At 43.3% G+C, this 18978-nt stretch carries 16 protein-coding genes; 9 read left to right on the forward strand and 7 right to left on the reverse strand.

The features are described from left to right. The first annotated feature begins 10 nt into the window (after positions 1-10). Entirely contained in the window at positions 11-4534 is a 4524-nt protein-coding gene (locus tag ACE3T3_RS03855; RefSeq protein ID WP_374664228.1) for a translocation/assembly module TamB domain-containing protein, read from the forward strand. Positions 4535-5117: 583 nt separating this feature from the next. Here the strand turns inward: ACE3T3_RS03855 and xseB are convergent. After that, positions 5118-5318: an exodeoxyribonuclease VII small subunit gene (xseB, locus tag ACE3T3_RS03860; protein ID WP_374664230.1), complete on the reverse strand. Its 201-nt coding sequence runs from the start codon at positions 5316-5318 to the stop codon at positions 5118-5120. Further along, positions 5315-6592, reverse strand: coding sequence for an exodeoxyribonuclease VII large subunit (xseA, locus tag ACE3T3_RS03865; RefSeq protein WP_374664232.1), 1278 nt, complete (start codon positions 6590-6592; stop codon positions 5315-5317). Before xseA ends, xseB begins: the two co-directional genes overlap by 4 nt. Positions 6593-6863: 271 nt before the next feature. Between xseA and ACE3T3_RS03870 the strand changes: the two genes are divergently transcribed. The 6 genes from ACE3T3_RS03870 (at position 6864) to ACE3T3_RS03895 (ending at position 12779) form a co-directional block, all read left to right on the forward strand. Further along, the gene (locus tag ACE3T3_RS03870; protein ID WP_374664234.1) at positions 6864-7223 is read left to right on the forward strand and encodes a hypothetical protein; all 360 of its coding nucleotides are present in this window, start codon (positions 6864-6866) and stop codon (positions 7221-7223) included. A 143-nt stretch (positions 7224-7366) separates the two neighbouring features. After that, entirely contained in the window at positions 7367-7636 is a 270-nt protein-coding gene (locus ACE3T3_RS03875; RefSeq protein WP_374664236.1) for a hypothetical protein, read from the forward strand. Between the two features lie 293 nt (positions 7637-7929). Further along, a complete protein-coding gene (locus ACE3T3_RS03880) occupies positions 7930-10569 on the forward strand; it encodes a bifunctional aconitate hydratase 2/2-methylisocitrate dehydratase (RefSeq protein ID WP_374664306.1) in 2640 nt (879 codons plus the stop codon). A gap of 167 nt (positions 10570-10736) precedes the next feature. Further along, entirely contained in the window at positions 10737-11534 is a 798-nt protein-coding gene (locus tag ACE3T3_RS03885; RefSeq protein WP_374664238.1) for a hypothetical protein, read from the forward strand. 67 nt (positions 11535-11601) lie between these two features. Continuing rightward, entirely contained in the window at positions 11602-11823 is a 222-nt protein-coding gene (locus tag ACE3T3_RS03890) for a hypothetical protein (RefSeq protein ID WP_374664240.1), read from the forward strand. A 212-nt stretch (positions 11824-12035) separates the two neighbouring features. Continuing rightward, on the forward strand, positions 12036-12779 hold the full coding sequence (locus tag ACE3T3_RS03895; protein ID WP_374664242.1) for an SDR family NAD(P)-dependent oxidoreductase: 744 nt from the start codon (positions 12036-12038) through the stop codon (positions 12777-12779). Between the two features lie 126 nt (positions 12780-12905). On the opposite strand, the gene ACE3T3_RS03900 is transcribed toward ACE3T3_RS03895, so the two are convergent. The 3 genes from ACE3T3_RS03900 to ACE3T3_RS03910 all read right to left on the reverse strand — a co-directional run bounded on the left by ACE3T3_RS03900 (position 12906) and on the right by ACE3T3_RS03910 (position 14551). Next, a complete protein-coding gene (locus ACE3T3_RS03900; RefSeq protein ID WP_374664244.1) occupies positions 12906-13391 on the reverse strand; it encodes an Lrp/AsnC family transcriptional regulator in 486 nt (161 codons plus the stop codon). A gap of 129 nt (positions 13392-13520) precedes the next feature. Further along, positions 13521-13703 (reverse strand): hypothetical protein, encoded by a 183-nt coding sequence (locus ACE3T3_RS03905; protein WP_374664246.1) that lies wholly within the window; start codon positions 13701-13703, stop codon positions 13521-13523. Next, a complete protein-coding gene (locus tag ACE3T3_RS03910; protein WP_374664248.1) occupies positions 13691-14551 on the reverse strand; it encodes an alpha/beta fold hydrolase in 861 nt (286 codons plus the stop codon). The genes ACE3T3_RS03905 and ACE3T3_RS03910 overlap by 13 nt, the downstream gene beginning before the upstream one ends. 245 nt (positions 14552-14796) lie before the next feature. Here ACE3T3_RS03910 and ACE3T3_RS03915 point away from each other — a divergent pair, with 245 nt between their 5' ends. Beyond that, complete coding sequence (locus tag ACE3T3_RS03915) at positions 14797-15261, forward strand: hypothetical protein (protein ID WP_374664308.1); 465 nt, start codon at positions 14797-14799, stop codon at positions 15259-15261. 299 nt (positions 15262-15560) lie between these two features. Here ACE3T3_RS03915 and ACE3T3_RS03920 read toward each other — a convergent pair whose 3' ends face one another. Both ACE3T3_RS03920 and brnQ read right to left on the reverse strand, forming a co-directional pair. Then, on the reverse strand, positions 15561-15809 hold the full coding sequence (locus ACE3T3_RS03920) for a hypothetical protein (RefSeq protein ID WP_374664249.1): 249 nt from the start codon (positions 15807-15809) through the stop codon (positions 15561-15563). A 567-nt stretch (positions 15810-16376) separates the two neighbouring features. Beyond that, entirely contained in the window at positions 16377-17663 is a 1287-nt protein-coding gene (gene brnQ, locus ACE3T3_RS03925) for a branched-chain amino acid transport system II carrier protein (RefSeq protein WP_374664251.1), read from the reverse strand. Between the two features lie 352 nt (positions 17664-18015). Between brnQ and map the strand changes: the two genes are divergently transcribed. Then, positions 18016-18810 (forward strand): type I methionyl aminopeptidase, encoded by a 795-nt coding sequence (gene map, locus ACE3T3_RS03930; RefSeq protein ID WP_374664253.1) that lies wholly within the window; start codon positions 18016-18018, stop codon positions 18808-18810. Positions 18811-18978: the final 168 nt, after the last annotated feature.

Genomic DNA, 18978 nt, shown 5'->3' on the forward strand with positions numbered 1-18978 from the left:
TTTAAGCGTTATGGCTGAACAAGAACAGCAGCAAAATCCTGAACCGGAAAATGCGCCAGAGGCATTGCCGAAAAAACGCCGTATTTTACGCAGTGTCATTTTGTCATTGCTGTTTATGGTGCTGCTGCTGGCCGCTGCGCTGGCTGTGATGTTTTCGACTGATAAAGGCAGTAAATTTCTGCTGGATCGGGTGCTGGAGCGTCAGAAAATCATTCATTATGAATATGAAGGCGGCAACTTGCTGCACGGGATTATCCTGCGCAATGTCTTGGTTAGCTTAAAGCCGGTTGACGTGAAAATTGACCGCGCCGATGTCACTTTGGGCTGGCGCGCCATCATCAATAAAGAAATTCATTTAAACCGCGCCGATGTACGCAATCTGCAAATTATTACCAAAATGCCGCCAAGCGATGAACCTTTTAAGTTCAGTGAAATCCGCCTGCCGTTTGTGCTGCGCGTAGACAGCGCCGATGTGGATCATCTGCTGATTAAAACCCATTCAGCCCATGTGGATTTTAATGATATTCACCTGAATAAGGCGCTGTGGTCCGGCACTGAATTGAAATTTGAAGATTCCCGCATGGATATGGGTTATCTGAGCGTACGCAGTGCAACAGGCAAGATGAAATTTGAAGGCAAATACCCTTTGAATGCGACAGGCGTTGTGAATCTGCCATCCTTAAATAACAGCCTGAATATTAAAGATATTGCTGTAAATGCCCGCGGTTCATTAGATACCATTCAAGCCGGTGTGGCGACCAGCACGCCAGACTTGCTGACAGGCTGGGCTGTGGTGCATCCACTGCGCCCGGATGTGCCGATGCATGGTGTTTTAAAATTCAACAATTACCATTTGCCGTTATTGACAGATCAAAAGCTGTTTGTCAAAAAAGGCGTAGGCAAATTTAATGGCGATATCCAGCGTTTAGATATAAAGGTCATTACCGATTTGTCTGGCGCGAATGTGCCGAGCGGGCAATACAATGCGGTCATGCACACCGATTTGGTGCATCAGTTGAATATTGATAATCTGAATGGGCAGCTGATGAAAGGCGCTGTCAATGTGGCGGGCGTGGTGAGCTGGAAAGATCATGTGACTTGGGACATGCAAGGCCGCTTGGACAAGCTGAATCCTAAAGACAAGCTGATTCCGCAAGTGGTGCAGGGCTTTTTGCCGTTAAGTTTGGATGCCAAAATTGCATCTAAAGGCAGCTTGAAAGACGGCATGCATTTGACTGCTCTGGTTGATTTTGACGATTATGAAACGTGGAATTTAAAGCTCGATCAAAATCCTGAAAAGAATAAAAAACCGCAGCCGATGCTGATGGATGTTTCCTGGCGCAATATTGACCGGGCCGTGCCTTATGTCGGCTGGCTCAGCAGTGAGTCCGGCAATGTAAAATTAGCCTTGGTCGAAGGTCAGCAAAATATTCATGTTGCAACTAAAGTGGCGCGGCATGAAAAAGGCGCTTTGCCCGCAGGGATGTATCAGGCGCAGCTGAATTTAAAAAATGACAATTTAAATGTGCCAAGCTTCAGCTATATTGCAGACAAAGGCCAGCTCTCTGGCAGCGCAGCGGTTCAGCTTCCGACAGAGAAGCGCCAGTTGAAATGGAATGCCTTGCTGAATGCCAAAGAATTTAATCCGCAAACTGTAGCCGCCGCTGCACCGATTGACCGCTTAAACGGTTCCATTCGGGCCAATGGCTTTGCCAAACCCAATCAGCAAATTATTCATTTAAGCGCCATTGATCTGACTGGACGCTTAGCGCAGCAAAATGAAACAGTGCATTTGAGCGGCACCAGTACGGCCGCGCTGCTGTTCCATGATGTGAAAGCCGGCGGAGGGTTCAAAAGCTTCGCGGTCAATTATGACGGCAATTTAGCTGCCAGCCAGCTGGAAGCCAGCAAAGGCAATCTGAAACTGCGCGTTTCCGGTACACCTGATTTAATTCAAGTCGCTGAGTTAAAACACGATGGCGTCGCCGGTAAAATTTTTGCCAGCGGATTGATCAATCTGAAAAACGGCATCGGCTGGAATATTGATGCCTCTTTGGTGCGCTTTAAACCGCATTACTTTGCTTCAAATATCCGTGGTGAACTTTCAGGCACCTTAAAGACGCAAGGCTTGTGGTCTGATGCGATGAAGCGCGTGCAGATTCAGCGCCTCAATTTAGCCGGGATGATCAATAACAAGCCTGTGCGCGGCAAAGGCAATTTGGCATTGGTGATTAATTCAAATCAAAAAGGCTTTATGCCGCAGCAGTTTGAAGCCAATGACTTATTTTTGGCTTATGCCAGCAACCAAATTCAAGCCACGGGCAATGCGCAAAATTTACGGTTGAAAATCAATGCGCCAGCGTTATATGAAATTTATGGCGGTTTACGCGGACGGGCATATGGCTACTTGAATATGCAAGTGCAGCCGCGCTTGCAGGCCTCGGCCAATTTAGCGGTTGATAATTTTGGCTTTAATAATCTGTTCAGCGTTAAAAAAATGCGTGTTCAAGGTGAACTGCCAACTTCTGCAAATGTGCCGGCGCTGATGGTGGCCCGTTTAGAAAGCTTGCGCAGCGGTTCCCGTGAAATTCAGCAGGGCGAAATCTCTTTGGCGGGCACACGCAGCGCGCATGTGTTAAAAGTCAGTGCAGAAAACAAGCTGTCCAAATTCAAGGTACAGCTGGCTGGCGGCTTCAATGCGCAAAATAACTGGCTGGGCCAAATTCAAAAAGGTGATTTTGACTCACTGCGCACCCGGCTGGTACAGCGTCAGAATGCGTCGATTATCTATACTTCGGCGCAGTCTGATCTATTTATTGGCGCGCACTGCTGGATGAGCCAGCAAAGTGAATTGTGTTTTGATCAGCCGATTCGTGTCAATCCAAATCGGGGCAATGTTTCTTTCATCACTCGAAACTTGGATTTAAACGACTTTGCCGCCTTTATGCCTGAAGGTTTGGCCATTACCGGCAAGGTAAATGGCTATGCCAAAGCGTCTTGGGCCAAAGGCGCCCGTCCGAAAATCGATGCGCGCTTGCTGACGCGAGACGGCGTTGTTGGCTTGGCTGCTGAAGATCCGCAGTATTTAGGCTCTACTTTAAAATATGATGAAGTCAGCTTAATTGCCAAAAGTGTGGCTGAGGGATTGCAGATCCGTCTGGACACCAAGGTGCCTGATATCGGCACCGGCTACGCCAATGTCATTATTGATCCTTATAAAGACAGCAAGCCGATGCGCGGTGAAATCGCCTTTAACCAAGTGCAGCTGAAAGTCTTTAAGCCGTTTATTCAAGATGTCCGTTCTATGGGCGGCACATTGTCCTATGCCGGTAAAATCAGCGGGACATTGACTCAGCCGCTGATGGAGGGTGAGGTCCGCGTAAAAGACGGCTCGATCAGCATGATTTCTTTGCCGGTCAATTTAAGCAATATTCAGCTGTATTCTGCCGTCCGTCAAAACCACGCAACGATCAATGGCGCATTTAACAGCGGCCAGGGTGTTGGCAAGCTGACAGGCGAGATTGACTGGAAAGATGAACCGCGTGTGCAGCTGCAGCTGAATGGCCAAAATCTATTGATTCGACAAGCGCCGCTGATTACCGCTGTGGTAACGCCGAAACTGAATTTGGACGTGCAGCCATTCAAGAAAAAGCTGGCGCTGTCGGGTTCAGTTGAGGTGCCGCGCGCGCTGATTTCTATGCCTGAAGCATCACAGCCGGTTGTCAACGTTTCTTCCGATGTACGCATTGTGCATGAGGGCGATAATCAGCTGGAGATTTTAAAATCTGCGCGCCCATGGGACATTCGTGCTGACGTTTCTGTAAGCCTGGGCAGTCAAGTGATTTTCCAAGGCTTTGACAGCTGGATTCCATTAATCGGCCGTTTAAACCTGTCACAGCGCGGTTTGGAAACCGCAATGCGCGCGAATGGCGCGATTGGTGTGCCGCAGCGTGTGAAAATTGAAGCCTATGGCCAAAGCTTGGATCTAAACCGTGCTATTGCCCGTTTCAATGGGCCATTGGCCAATCCAACGCTGGATATTGATGCCAATAAATCGGTGCAAGGCAGCACGGTGGGCGTCCGTGTTACAGGCACAGTTTCAAGTCCGAGCATTCAAGTGTATAACGATGCGGGCCTGTCCGAACAGGAAGCGCTGAACGCTTTAATTACTGGGCGGATTAACGAAGGTACCAGCGGGCTGAGCCAGTCAGAAGGCTTTAAGTCTGATGTCAACAATACCATTGCCGCTGCGGGCATCAGCATGGGCTTGGGCGGTACACGCGCATTGACCAACCAAATTGGCCGTACCTTCGGTTTGAGCGGTTTGGCGCTGGATGCGCAAGGAACAGGAGATGATACGCAAGTTTCTGTTACGGGCTATATCACGCCAGACTTGTTTATCCGTTACGGTGTCGGGGTGTTTACGCCAGTCAATAAACTGACTTTGCGTTATCAAATGAACCAGCGTTTGTATTTGGAAGCGAGCCAGTCTTTAGAACGCGCCATTGACTTATTTTATAACTGGCGTTTCTAACCCATTCAATTGAATCTAAAAAAGGGCTTTGAAAAAAAAGCCCTTTTTTATTATTGAGCCAATAAGAAATAAATAGAATGAAAAATAATGTGATTTTCGGCGACCATCTTATCTGGCAATGCTTTTGCCTATGATTATCCAGAGGAGCATGGAAAGTGCTGGATCCTTGATGGACGCAGCACCATTCAAAAGTGCCTGATCGCATCTGATGGTGGCGCAGGTGGAACCTATACTGTATTCACTGTAAATAAAAAGGACTATTCAATCGGAGAATCTAATTTCTGCGATGGAGAGGCGCGCTGCCATATTTCGCTGGAGTTATAGCTTTGGAAGCTCAAAAGAAGCCAGGAGCGATTATCGCAGCATTCAAAACAACACAATTATTCCAAAATGGGGACATGGCGCATGGAATTGTTATCAGCAAATTCATGGGAAATTGCATGTTTGCTTTTCAACACTGATTTCTCCGCCTAAAGAATCAAGCTTTAACTGCTGAAAGCCACGTCTGCTGAAACGGACGAAAGATGGCATTGAGGTGAAAACCAATGATGATTTTAGCCATTCAATGCCAGCGCAGCGAAAATCACTCTTTAAACGTCTCATTCAGTGCGGCCTGCACAGCATCAACCCGTGATTTGCAGGCCTTGTAGGCTTGCATGGATTCTTCGACCAGTTTGATCAGGTTGTCGATATCGGGTTCTTGCTGATCTTCCAGCAGTTCTGCATTGCGCTTTAAAATTTCATAGCCTTCTTTAAAGGTGAGGGCATTGTTTTCTTTAGTCATGATGGATTGCCTTTAAGCTGAATAGATTGAATTTCTGCACTGATTAAACCGTCTTGCAATTCAATCTGAATATGCGGGGCCTCTGCAGCCAGTTGCTGCGCTTTGCTGATGGCATGGCCTTGCTGGCGAACCACGGCATAGCCTTTAGATAAAACATGCTGCGGATTTTGCAGCAGGGTTTCGCGCATGAGGCCTTCAATTTGCTGCTGTGCAAATTTGACAATCTGCTGCGCATAATTTTGTGTTTGATCTTTGGCTTGCTGAATGTGCAGGTCTGCATTCAAGACCTGATTTTTAGCCAGTGTTTGAATCATTTTCATCAGCTGATCATTGTGGCTTTGATAGGCGCTGATCTGGTGCTGTGACAGCAGCTGAATATTTTGCCGAAAGTCCAAAACGTCCTGCACACGTGACGCGATATGATTGCGGATGCCGGCAATGACTTTACTGGGCGTATCAAAAGAGCGGTGCGCAATTTCATCTAAAATTGTTCGGTCTTTTTCATGGCCTATGCCGACCCAAATCGGCACTGAGCGCTTGCACAGCAGGGCAGCCAAATCAAAATCATTTAAATAAGCCAAATCATTGACTGCGCCGCCGCCGCGGATAATCACAATCAAATCCGGCGGCACGCTGAAATCGGCAGCCCATTGGCGCAAGCCTTGGCCTAAGGCGGACATAATGCTTTGCGCTGCTGTATTGCCTTGGAATGTCGCGCTTTGATAAATGAAGCTGCACACACCCGCTTGCTGCAAAGCATCGGCGTCTTTTTTGAAGTCGCCCAAACCTGCAGCCTGTTCAGGCGCAATCACCAGCACATGCTGAATATCAAAAGGGCTCGGCAACAGTTTGTTTTTATTCAGCAGGTCATCGATTTCCAGCTGATGCATAATTTGCTGATAGCGCTTGGCTATGTCGCCTAAAGTGTAGCTGGAATCAATTTCTTCAATGTTGACCGAAAAGCCGTATTGCGGGTCAAATCGCGCGCGGACTTTAACCAAAACATTTAAATCATGGCTGAGTTCAATACCGCTTTCGCGTTCGAATTTTCCGACAATTTTTGAAGCGGAGAATTTCCAAATGGTGGCCTTGCAGCTGGCAATGACTTTGTCGCTGTCTTGTTCTTTTTCCGCAAGTTCGAGGTAGTAGTGGCCGCCTTTGATATTTAAATTGCGAATCTCAGCTTTGACCCATACGGCTTCGTCAAAAGCCATTTTAATGACTTCTTGTACTGCAGAGAGGTATTCGCTCAGCGTCAGCTGTAAATCGGACATAGAAATATGGAAGATAATTCATGAAAATAATATTGAAATTATAATGCGTTTGCCGTGAATGAAAAGCTGGAATTTTGCTGGAATGTTTAAGGCGCTTAATGTTGTAGGTTGGCCAGTGCTGCGGGCTGTTGAATGCATGCCAAATAGCATTGAGGGGAATTAAAGCCAGTCAGCATAGTGTGTTTTGCTGGGAAGCCCGTATTGTTATTTTCCAGAATAAAATGACAAAAGGGTACTGATCTTTTATAGTGCTGCCATGTAGGAGATTTTCATGAAAAAGTTACTCGCTTTATCAGTTCTGATTGCACTTGCTGGCTGTGCAGAGAAAAAACCGCTGACACCCGAAGAGCAATGGCAAGGCTACTGCCGCAGTGTAGGCAATGCCGCACGCACGATTATGCTGGACCGTCAAAACTCTATTCCTAAAGATCAAGCGGTTGAACATGCCAGCAAAATTGAAGATGAAATCACTAAAAATTTCATCATCAGCATTATTGATGAAGTCTACGCGCTGCCAGAAGCATCAATTAAAGAAGATGTCGAAGCATCCCGTGAAAAAATCCGCAGCGAATTTACCGAAAAATGCATTGCCACACCGCATGACAAAATGCCGGATTACAAGCCGTTCTAAGGAACGGTTTTTTTGCGCCAGCAAATAAATAGCCTAAGCAAATTAAAAAACAACTTGTGACAAATCTCTAAATCTAAAATATAGAAAAGCTTATCTTTTTAATGAATAATGATTTTAGAAGTATAGTAAAACAGGAGCGGCAAATGGATGTGATCGGCTATATGCATCATGCGGATTTACTCTTGGAAGATGAGCAAGGCGTTGCAATTATTGGCGGCGGAAATTATGTCTTAAGCATCGGGGATAAAGTGTATTTGAAACACCAGATGGATGGCGTGCCGGCACGTTATGTTATCGAGGTTTCATTTGCCAGCAATCAGCATCAAGGATTATTTGAAGATCAATGCCAGATGAAATTCAGCGGCAATCGAGCAGAATTAAATCAATATTTATCAGCAACGACAGTCCACTAAGGTGGAATATATTTTTTGATACAAAGAAGGCAGCATGGTGTTGCCTTTTTTATGATGAGAATTCAGTCAAAAGTTAAAATATAAGCAAAAATAAGGACTGTAAGTTCAAGGTTTGATTATTAATTAGTCAAAACGCCATCATTTAGTTGCTAAATAATGGACATCATGAAGAAACACTTTACTTGCATTAACTTTTAACTGGAATTTTAGTAAAATTTAGCAGTCCATATTGCTTGTGAAGCTTATTGAAGCAGGAATTCACAAGTAATTTTTTAAAAAAGAGGAATAACACCGTGCTAGAAGCTTACCGCCAACACGTTGCAGAACGTGCCGCACTCGGAGTCCCACCGAAGCCACTTGACGATGCTCAAACAGCTGAGTTAGTTGAATTATTAAAAAATCCACCAGCTGGCGAAGAAGCATTCTTAGTTGATTTGCTTGAAAACCGCGTTCCAGCGGGTGTTGACCAAGCTGCTTATGTTAAAGCTGCTTTCTTAGCTGCTTTGGCTAAAGGCGAAGCGACTTCTCCGTTAGTTACTAAAGAGCGTGCGGTTTACTTACTAGGCACTATGCTTGGCGGTTATAACGTTGCTCCTTTAGTTGCTCTTCTTGACGACGCTGCTCTTGCTGAATTAGCGGCTGAAGCGCTGAAGAAAACTCTTCTTGTATTTGATGCATTCCATGACGTTGCTGATAAAGCAAAAGCTGGTAACGCAAATGCGCAAGCTGTTATGCAGTCTTGGGCTGACGCTGAATGGTTCACTAGCCGTAAAGACGTTCCAGAAGAAATCAAACTTACAGTTTTCAAAGTAACTGGCGAAACTAACACTGATGACTTGTCACCTGCACAAGACGCGTGGAGCCGTCCAGACATTCCGTTACACGCTAACGCAATGCTTAAAAACGAACGTGATGGCATCAACCCTGAAAAACCAGGCGAAGTTGGCCCATTAAACCAAATCAAAGCGCTTGTTGCTAAAGGCAATCAAGTTGCTTACGTTGGTGACGTTGTTGGTACAGGTTCTTCTCGTAAATCTGCAACTAACTCTGTTCTTTGGTTCTTCGGTGATGACATTCCGCACATTCCGAATAAAAAAGACGGCGGCTACTGCCTAGGTTCTAAAATCGCTCCGATTTTCTTCAACACAATGGAAGATGCTGGCGCGTTACCTGTAGAAATCGATGTTCAAAACATGAACATGGGTGACGAAATCGTTCTTAAGATCGATCACGCTGCTGCTAAAGTAACTGCATCTAAAGATGGCGCTGTTATTGCAGAAGCTGAACTGAAAACTCCAGTTCTTCTTGACGAAGTTCGCGCTGGCGGCCGTATCAACTTGATCGTTGGCCGTGGCTTGACAACTAAAGCTCGTGAAGCTCTAGGTCTTGCGCCTTCAACTTTATTCCGTACTCCAGTTCAGCCTGCTGCTACTGGCAAAGGCTTCACTCAAGCTCAAAAAATGGTTGGCCGTGCATGTGGTCTTCCAGAAGGTCAAGGCGTACTTCCAGGTACTTACTGTGAACCTAAGATGACGACTGTTGGTTCGCAAGATACCACTGGTCCAATGACTCGTGACGAATTGAAAGACTTGGCTTGCCTAGGCTTCTCTGCTGACCTTGTTATGCAATCTTTCTGCCACACAGCTGCGTATCCAAAACCAGTTGACGTTCAAATGCAGCACTCGCTTCCTGATTTCATCATGAACCGTGGCGGTGTTTCTTTACGTCCAGGCGACGGTATTATTCACTCTTGGTTAAACCGTATGCTTCTTCCAGATACAGTTGGTACTGGCGGTGACTCACATACTCGTTTCCCAATCGGTATTTCTTTCCCAGCGGGTTCTGGTCTTGTAGCGTTCGCTGCAGCAACTGGCGTTATGCCGCTTGATATGCCTGAATCAGTTCTTGTTAAGTTCAAAGGCAAAATGCAGCCTGGCATCACTCTACGTGACCTCGTGCATGCAATTCCTTACCGTGCGATTCAAGAAGGCGACCTGACTGTAGAGAAGAAAGGTAAGAAAAACATCTTCTCTGGCCGTATCCTTGAGATCGACCTGACAGAAATGGAAACTGAACTTACAGTTGAACAAGCATTCGAACTTTCTGATGCTTCTGCTGAACGTTCTGCTGCTGGCTGTTCAATCACGCTTTCTGAAGAGAAAGTTGCTGAATACCTGAAATCAAACATCACTATGTTGAAATGGATGATTTCTGAAGGTTATGGCGATGCGCGCACTATGGCTCGCCGTGTTGAGAACATGGAAAAATGGTTGGCTAACCCATCGCTTCTTAAAGCTGATGCTGACGCTGAATACACTAAAGTGTATGAAATCGACCTAGCTGACATTAAAGAACCAGTTCTTTGCTGTCCGAATGACCCAGATGACGCTAAATTGCTTTCTGACGTTCAAGGCGTGAAAATTGACGAAGTATTTGTTGGTTCTTGTATGACTAACATCGGCCACTTCCGTGCAGCTGGTAAGCTTCTAGACAAAGTTCCTGGCGGTTCTTTATCTACTCGTCTATGGTTGGCTCCTCCAACTCGTATGGACGAACGTCAATTGATGGAAGAAGGTTTCTATAACATCTATGGTAAAGCTGGCGCTCGTACAGAAATGCCAGGTTGTTCATTGTGTATGGGTAACCAAGCGCGTGTAGCTCCGAACACTACTTGTGTATCGACTTCTACTCGTAACTTCCCGAACCGTTTAGGTCAAGGCGCTAACGTTTACTTAGCTTCTGCTGAGCTTGCATCTGTTGCAGCTGTATTGGGTAAATTACCTTCTCCAGAAGAATATCAACAATATGCAGCTCAAATTGACAGCATGTCTGCAGACATCTATCAATACTTAAGCTTCGACAAAATGGGCGACTATACTGACGCTGCTAAAGAAGTTGATACTAAGAAAATTGCTGCTGCTCAATTAAGCTAATTTATTGAAAAATAAATTAAATTGAGTTAAAACTAAGGGCTGAGTAATCAGCCCTTAGTTTTTATAACATGAAATTTATATACGATAATATTGATAATACTTATCCCTGTATTTCTAAGTATTTGCTAAACATAAATAATTATCCTAGCTTATGTTCGGATAATTATTTGAAACATCCATATTCAATTTACATAGACAGTTTAAACTTGATTGCTAGGCGTACTATTAAAGTGATTAGAGAGCTTAACGGTAACTTTGATGTGGATGAGTTGAGTGATGATGTTGATAATATGCTAGATGCATACATGGAGCATTATGATGATATCTTAAATATTATTAAAATTATTATTTCTGAGAATCCCATAGAAAAAATAAAAAAAATTAAAGATAAATACACGAAGGAAATTAAAAATATTAGAGATCCTTTAGGTGAAATTGTTAATAAAATAAAACATGATCATAGAAGAGTAAAAGTTTTCGAAATTAACGGTGATGATCAAAAAAAATATTACGGGTTTTATATTGAAGGAGTTGGTGAAAATGGAATTGTAATTCCTGATGAAAGGATTCATAAATCTTTTAAAGGAATGAGAACAGCTTTTTCATTTGCTAGATTTTTAAGAAGTTTAATAGTAGATATTTTTCATCTTTCAGGAATTATGACTGCATTATTTAAAGAAATATCTAGAAGTAAGAGTAGATTAGATATTGAAATAAATACTCAAAATCTAGAGAAATTTAAAGAAATGATAAAATGTGTTTCAATGTTTGATGAGCATTTTTTTATAGATGAAGCTGAGATGTTCATACCATACATTAGAATTGGAAAAAGAATAGAAATAGGTAGGGAAATTACTAGTTATGGAAAACTAATTCCCTCTGGAAGAATTAATTTACAGATGAGTGTTGATGAACATAAGAGATCATTTGGCTTTATATATTGGTTACCTAGTGGAGTTTATTAATATTTTATGAAATTTGAAATAAGCCTGTAAAATTTACATGATAATCATATAAAAAGTTGATGTGTTAATGCCCAAACAATCCCGATTCCTCTGCATAGGTGGTTTCCTAAACGGAACGCAAGTCAAAGACCAAGGCGACAGCTTTGTTTGTGTCGAAAATGGCAAACAAGTTGCTTATTTTAAGAAAGAAATCTTCAATCAAGATGCTTGGGATCATGACTATTATGTTTGTGAAATGACCAGTGATAAAGAAGCGAGAAACTGGGTTTATGACGTAAAGCCGAATTAAATTTTCATTCAAATAGACATTAAAAAGCCCCATATTTCAGGGGCTAGTCGTATCACTCGCGTGATACTCATATAAGGCTCATCTCATACTAAGTGCATTAGAACACAAAATGATAGCTTTAGCCAAAGTTTAATAAATTTCTTTGATTTATTTTAGGTGGTGATCATTAGATATGCTATTAATTAAACCTAGGATTTATCAAGGAACAAAGGATGAGTTTTAACAATAAAGTGGTGATTGTAACGGGTGGTGCAAGTGGAGTCGGTTTGGCAACGGTCACCAGTTTTTGTAAAAAGGGCGCTAAAGTTGTTATTGCAGACCTGAATGAGCAGGGACAGGCTGTCAGTGATGATTTAAATAAACAAGGTTTTATCACCAGTTACTTTCACATTGATGTGCGTAATGAACAAGAAAATAAAGCGCTGATTCAGCATGCAGTGGATACTTTTACTGGATTGGATATCGTATTTGCGAATGCGGGAATTGCAGCCGATGCACCAATCGATCAGTTGCCACTGGATCGTTGGCAAAAAACAATTGATATTAATTTAACCTCAGTTTATTTGTTGGACAAATATGCAATTGAATATTGGCTGGCGCAGAATAAACCAGGCGTAATTGTCAACTGCGGATCAATTCATAGCTGGGTAGGAAAAAAAGGCGTCACGGCATATTCTGCAGCAAAAGGCGGTGTGAAGTTATTAACTCAGACCTTAGCAATCGACTATGCGGCAAAAGGAATCCGCGTTAATGCGGTATGCCCGGGTTATATTGACACACCGCTTTTAAGCGCGGCAGATGCGCAGCAGAAAGAAACAATTGCTAAATTGCACCCTATTGGCCGTTTAGGCAAGCCTGAAGAAGTTGCAAATGTGGTGCTGTTTTTAGCCAGTGACGAGGCTTCATTTGTCAATGGCGCTGCTCTGCTGGTCGATGGTGGATATACCGCGCAGTAAGATCACAATTTGATTGGATCAACACAGGCTGAGTCATCAGCCTGTGATTTTCTGGATGGGATCGGTAATCCCTAATCCTAAAATAATAGGATATTGATACGCCATAAAATTGATAGTTGATTAGATTTACTCAATCATCATCAAATCGGCATTATTGGCCAGCTTTAATGGCCTTAAAGCAAAGATAGAGCGGGTATGGCGTATGCCTTTCATCTTGTACAGATTCTTGCGCAAGAAGCGCTCATAATGCTCCGAATTTTTTACGGCAACTTTCACCAAGTAATCATAATCGCCAGTCACTAGATGCGCTTCAATCACTTCAGGCATATTGGCTAAGGCTTCACTGAACTGATCCAAAATTTCGTCGTCATGGCGTTCTAAAGTAATTTCAATAAAGAACAGCTCATTGATGCCTAGGGCTTTGGCATTGATGTTGGCCGTATAGCCTTCAATAATATTTAAAGACTCTAAGCGCTTCAGCCGCGTCCAGCAAGGAGAAGAGGACAATCCGACTTTTTCCGCCAATTGAGTGACGGTCAGCCGGCCATCTAGGCGCAGCTCAGAAAGAATGCGGCGGTCAATTTTGTCTAAGCTGTAATTATTTTCGTTCATGAAACAGTCTGCAAAAGAATCTTCTGAATTATGCTTATTTATAGCATGAATATTCTGCCAAAGGTCTGATTGTTTGGAAAAACGGTAAGCACATTTTGATGAATGCCGTTAATATAGACACATATGCTTTTAGCCGCCTGGGTCGCGGTTAAAGCTGAATGCACACAGCGGCGGCGCAGGGGTACTGCAAAGTTTGCTGTGTGCATTTTTATTGCCTGAGCTTGGCGGTGCAATAAAAAGCCCGTCCGGCCGGATTACGAGCAAGACAGGAAACTGAAAATTCAGTGCTTTAAATCCATTCAAATACGGCACTGCTGTTCCATCACAGGCCACAGGTTTTGGTGTGATTTTTTAAACATCAGCATATGTCCTATGCCTTTATGTCCGTATTGCGCAGGCTTTAATTCGATCATGTCTGCATCTGCATTTGGATAAAGGCGGAGCAGATCTTTGACATTGGCTTGAGTCGCAATTTCATCATCTGATGCCCATAACGCTGTAATCGGGATTTGAATGGCGTGATGGAAATCTTCATGCACTGTTTTGCCAATGGCATTCATCACATAGCCGGGCTTGCTGCAGAACTGCGCCCATTCTCGGGCCACATCTTTCGGCAGATTTTCCCCCATGCCGATTGCATTGGTTGGGCCATAGCCGAGCGTATGGCGCGCAATCGGAAAAATGCCTTTAAACATAATCGGCGCCAGCAGCTTGGTGCGGCCTTTTAAGCCTTTGACATGGCCGGTAGAACCGGATACCGCTACAACTTTAGCGACTTTATCATAATTAGGCACAATGCCCAGCAGCTGTCCGCCGGCACTGTGGCCAAGCAAAATAACTTTGCTGGCGCGGGTTTTGTGCAGTAAGGTGTCAATGGCCGCCGGGATGTCCAGCTGCCCCCATTGCACGATGCTGGCTTTGGATTTGCTCAATGGCCCGTGCAATGAGTCACCAATGCCACGGAAATCAAAGACCAAAACATCATATCCTTGCAGGCTGAGCCAATGAGCGAAGCTGTTATAAAACTGCTTGGTAATGCCGGTTGCTGGACAAATTAAAATTGGGCAGCTGTGCTTCTGTCCGGCTTGCGCATTGTAAAAGCGGGCACTGAGGCTATAGCCATCGCGGCAGGTGATGTTGAATGATTCAAATTGCGACATAGTTTTTGCTGCGTGGAGAATGCTTATGATTTCACTTTACACGAGTTCTAAAAAGAAACTGGCGTAAAGCGTGACTTAAAAGTCAACGCGCTGCACTATGCAAAATCTTCTGCAAATGCGTTCATGGGGAAAGCAGGCGAGCTGTTAAGATGAGACAATGCTTTGAAATAAGCGCTGATTTCGGCCAGCAAACTGTATAAATACAAATTGATAGATATAAATGGGAAAATAAGGAAATGATGAATATGGATATTGCGCAGTTTGATGCTGCTGTACGCTGGGCGATTGTGTTCAGCGGGATCTTTCTATGGGTTGGGATGCTGACGGGTGTGTGGAAGTATTGGCAGATCCGCAGTTCAGAACAGGCTCGGGCGCATTATTATGTGGATATAGCGCACCGCAGCAGCTTGCTTTATGCGCCTGCTTCTTTGATTTTAGCGGTGCTGGCGTATTTTTCAGCCTTTTCATCCAGTGTGAATCTGCTTTGCGTGGTGCTTAATTTGGCTTTTTTCAGCTTTTCTATTTTAAGCTATATCTTGCATGGCTGGCTTAAAGATACCTCAAATCAATTTAAGACGCCGCATCAGCTCGGAAAGCGCATGACGCTGCCAAATTGGATGATGAGCATGGCAATGCTGCTGCTGATTGCCAGTGAGCTTGGGGCAACCGGTGTTTTGCTTGCAGGAGCGGTTTTAAAACTGTTTGCTTAATAAAAAGAAGAGCGTAAAGCGCTTGAGGCACCTGAATGGCGTAATGGTATTAGATATATCATTATGCTGTGTTTAAAACCGATATATGGAGCGGCTGAACAATGTGCTTTAAGACGTTATTCGCTACAAGTTATTCCGCAGCTGTTTTGCTTAAGCTAAGGTTTTATTGAAGCTAATATTTTATTCAAAAAATGCGCGGGCTGGGGAAGGGCTTTTGATTTGAATTAATGATTGATGTTTTTTATTTTTTAATTGTTTATTGTCATTTTTTAAAGATGGATGACGAATCATCCATCTGTCTAATCTTCTAAATATTCAGCAGCGCATTTTTGCTTTCGGTATTTTTCATCAATGACCGCCCACAGATAAAAGGCAAATGACACAACGACCGCATAACCAAAATATTCAAGCCTTAAGTTTCCTTGCATTAAGCCTTGAATCAATAACGTGAGCATCAGCGCAACAGTGGTGCTTAAAAAGGTCACCATATTTCTATTGGCTTTCAGAGCGTTAATGAAGAATTCTTTATTGAAATGTAATGATAACATCTCCACCCCTCCTTTTGTTGTTTTTACTAAAACTTGATTGTTTTAGTAAGCTATACATTTACTGTTGTACTGCTTATTTCAAAGCATTTCAATAGTAAATGTCATGATTTTGTCATATATCTATGCTAGTTCATTTGATATAGGGAATAGCTCTATCATGTGCTGAAATAGTGCATTGCAAATCGGCAGATTGCCGGGCTGTTGAAAATAATGCAAAATTTCAGTGTTCTTAAAGCTAAGCAATATGCATACCAAGCACGTAGAACCGAAGAACAGAAAACTATATATGTTATTTATGCAGGAATAATGGATAAAATGTAAGCGTGTTATAGACTAAAGTTATTGAATTTTAATTGTTTTGGAATGCTGTTTTATTTAAGGCACTATTGTAAGCAATTGTATCTAATCTGGATGCTAAGCGGGTTGTGGATGGTTTTAACATGCATTGCATGGGAACAGTGAGACAAATAAAAGCATATCTGGGTAAAATATAACAATTATTGGTCATTTTTGAAAATCTTCATTTGGGTAAAAATCAGATTTTAAATACTGAACGCAGTTAGGCTGTTATTTTCTAACTTTGTCGATCACTGTCGCAATAATTAAAATAATCACGGAAGGAATAAACCAAGCGAGGTTTTGTTCATTCAAAGGCAGATTCTGCAGTAAGGCAGGCAATTCAAAGCCAGCCACTTTTATCCCGTCAAAAATACCGAAAATCAAAGCAACCGCAGTGACTGGCGTAATGACGCGCGAAGGGTTATTCCAGAGTTTATTGAGGAAGCTCAGCAAGATAACGACAATTGCAGGCGGATAAATTGCGCTTAAAACTGGAACAGAAACGGCAATCAGTTTTGTTAAGCCCAAGTTGGAAATAAGCAATGAAAAGCCGACTAAAATAAAGACCAGAACTTTATACGGAATTTTAGTGAGGCTGGAGAAGTACTCTGCGCAGGCGCATGTCAGGCCAATAGCAGTGACCATGCAGGCAATGAAAATCATCGCTGACAGGAAGTAAGCGCCCATATCGCCAAAAGCATGCTGAACGTAAGCGTGCAGGATCACTGCGCCATTCGTTGCATTTGGAGCGAATTCGTGGCTGCCCATGCCCAGTTTAAATAAGCTGATATAAACCAGTGTCAAGCCAACGCCTGAGATAATGCTGGCAATAACGGCATATTTTGTCACCAGTTTCTTGTCGGTTACGCCGCGCGATTGAATCGCCCGTACGATCACGATACCGAACACCAAAGCGCCGAGCGTATCCATGGTGAGATAGCCGTTGACGATACCCTCAGATACAGGGCTGTTGACATAGTTGTTGATGGCGGGATGAATTGCGCCGGCAGGAATTAAAAATGCAGATAGGCCTAAAATGGCTAAACCTAGAATTTTTAAAGGGGATAAGAAATAGCCGACGGTATCTAAAATTTTATTTGGATACAGAGAAACCAGCGTCACTAGAGCAAAATAAATAATGCTGTAAGTCATCAGGCTGCTGGCAGAGTCGCCAAAGTACGCTGAGAAGCCGATTTCATAAGAAACTGTTGCAGTCCGGGGTGTTGCGAATAATGGTCCAACGGCTAAATAGCAGATGACAGTCAGCAATATGCTGGCTGCTTTGCCTAAAGGAGAGCTTAAAAGCTGAATTGAACCTTCTACACGCGACAAAGCAACAATGGTAATTACAGGCAAGCCGACGGCAGTGATTAAAAAACCAAAGGCGGCTAACCATACGTGTTCACCGGCTTGCTGTGCAACAATCGGTGGAAAGATAATATTGCCGGCTCCAATAAAGAGCGCAAAGGTCATAAAACCTAAGGCAACAATATCTCTAGTACGGAGATTTGTCATAAGTAAAAGGGAGATGAAACAATTGAAGTAGGCAATTTTAGTGCAATTTCAGCGGTTTTGGGGTTTTATTTTATCAATGCTATTCATTTTTTTTATAATATTGGAAACCGGCATATCAATAGATCAAATTTTGTTTAATTTATCTGGCTGATTATCGTTAAAAAATATAATTCCGATAAAAAATAAATGCTTGAAAATTGAAGGCCGGCTGCTGGAGAACCATCACATCTGCTGATCAGACAATCCTATCAATGCTTCATTAAGACGCAAAAAATGACGGTTCTTTTTTGCATAAAAAACAAAAAAAAATTAAAAGGTCTATAATCGTTAAATCTTATTTAAGGATGTTGCAATGAAAGCTTCCAATATCACCATTAAAACTGAGCAAGACTTAGAAAAACTGCGGATCTCGGGCCGTTTAGCTGCGCAGGTTTTGGAGATGATCGGGGAGTATGTCAAGCCGGGTGTAACAACTGAATATTTAGATGATATTTGCAATGATTTTATCGTCAATACATTAAAAGTCATTCCGGCCAATGTCGGCTATTACGGCTATACAAAAACCACATGCATTTCACCGAATGAAGTGGTGTGCCATGGCATTCCTTCCGCCAAAACCGTGCTGAATGACGGCGATATCATCAATATTGATGTTGCGATTATTAAAGATGGCTACTTTGGCGATACCAGCCGCATGTATTACGTCGGCAGCATCAAGCCGGAAGCAAAACGTTTGGTTGAAACAACCTATGAGGCAATGGTCGCTGGGATTCATGCAGTTAAGCCGGGCGCAACCTTGGGTGATGTGGGGCATGCCATTCAAATGGTTGCACAGCGCGAAGGCTATACCATTGTGCGTGAATATTGCGGCCACGGCATCGGCAAGGTTTATCACGAACAGCCAAGCGTGCTGCATTACGGTCAGCCGGGCCAAGGCGTGAAATTGAAAAAAGGCATGGTCTTTACCATTGAGCCGATGATCAATGCAGGCAAGGCGCGTACAAAAGAGCTGAAAGACGGCTGGACAGTTGTGACTGCCGATCGCTCGCTGTCTGCGCAGTGGGAGCATATGGTTGTCGTGACTGATGACGGTTTTGAATTGCTGTCGCCATGGCCGGAAGGCACAGGCCGCTATGCTGAAATTTAAATTTGGTGAGAAGAAAACTGTTGAATAAAAACAGCAGCTTAATTGGTTGAAAAGACCGCTGATCCATTTTCGACTTTAGTCTAGTGATTGCAGTATAAAAAATAGACAAAGATGATTTATCAATAAATCATCTTTGCCGGGGCCAGTATTTATAAGGCTTTCAGAAAA

Source organism: Acinetobacter sp., assembly GCF_041919735.1.
Classification (GTDB): domain Bacteria; phylum Pseudomonadota; class Gammaproteobacteria; order Pseudomonadales; family Moraxellaceae; genus Acinetobacter.

What these genes read in the sequence shown, in the direction of transcription:
- ACE3T3_RS03855 (WP_374664228.1), top strand. Translation starts at nt 11, where the DNA reads ATGGCTGAACAAGAACAGCAGCAAAATCCTGAACCGGAAAATGCGCCA.
- xseB (WP_374664230.1), bottom strand. Translation starts at nt 5,318, where the DNA reads ATGACTAAAGAAAACAATGCCCTCACCTTTAAAGAAGGCTATGAAATT.
- xseA (WP_374664232.1), bottom strand. Translation starts at nt 6,592, where the DNA reads ATGTCCGATTTACAGCTGACGCTGAGCGAATACCTCTCTGCAGTACAA.
- ACE3T3_RS03870 (WP_374664234.1), top strand. Translation starts at nt 6,864, where the DNA reads ATGAAAAAGTTACTCGCTTTATCAGTTCTGATTGCACTTGCTGGCTGT.
- ACE3T3_RS03875 (WP_374664236.1), top strand. Translation starts at nt 7,367, where the DNA reads ATGGATGTGATCGGCTATATGCATCATGCGGATTTACTCTTGGAAGAT.
- ACE3T3_RS03890 (WP_374664240.1), top strand. Translation starts at nt 11,602, where the DNA reads ATGCCCAAACAATCCCGATTCCTCTGCATAGGTGGTTTCCTAAACGGA.
- ACE3T3_RS03895 (WP_374664242.1), top strand. Translation starts at nt 12,036, where the DNA reads ATGAGTTTTAACAATAAAGTGGTGATTGTAACGGGTGGTGCAAGTGGA.
- ACE3T3_RS03900 (WP_374664244.1), bottom strand. Translation starts at nt 13,391, where the DNA reads ATGAACGAAAATAATTACAGCTTAGACAAAATTGACCGCCGCATTCTT.
- ACE3T3_RS03910 (WP_374664248.1), bottom strand. Translation starts at nt 14,551, where the DNA reads ATGTCGCAATTTGAATCATTCAACATCACCTGCCGCGATGGCTATAGC.
- ACE3T3_RS03915 (WP_374664308.1), top strand. Translation starts at nt 14,797, where the DNA reads ATGGATATTGCGCAGTTTGATGCTGCTGTACGCTGGGCGATTGTGTTC.
- ACE3T3_RS03920 (WP_374664249.1), bottom strand. Translation starts at nt 15,809, where the DNA reads ATGTTATCATTACATTTCAATAAAGAATTCTTCATTAACGCTCTGAAA.
- brnQ (WP_374664251.1), bottom strand. Translation starts at nt 17,663, where the DNA reads ATGACAAATCTCCGTACTAGAGATATTGTTGCCTTAGGTTTTATGACC.
- map (WP_374664253.1), top strand. Translation starts at nt 18,016, where the DNA reads ATGAAAGCTTCCAATATCACCATTAAAACTGAGCAAGACTTAGAAAAA.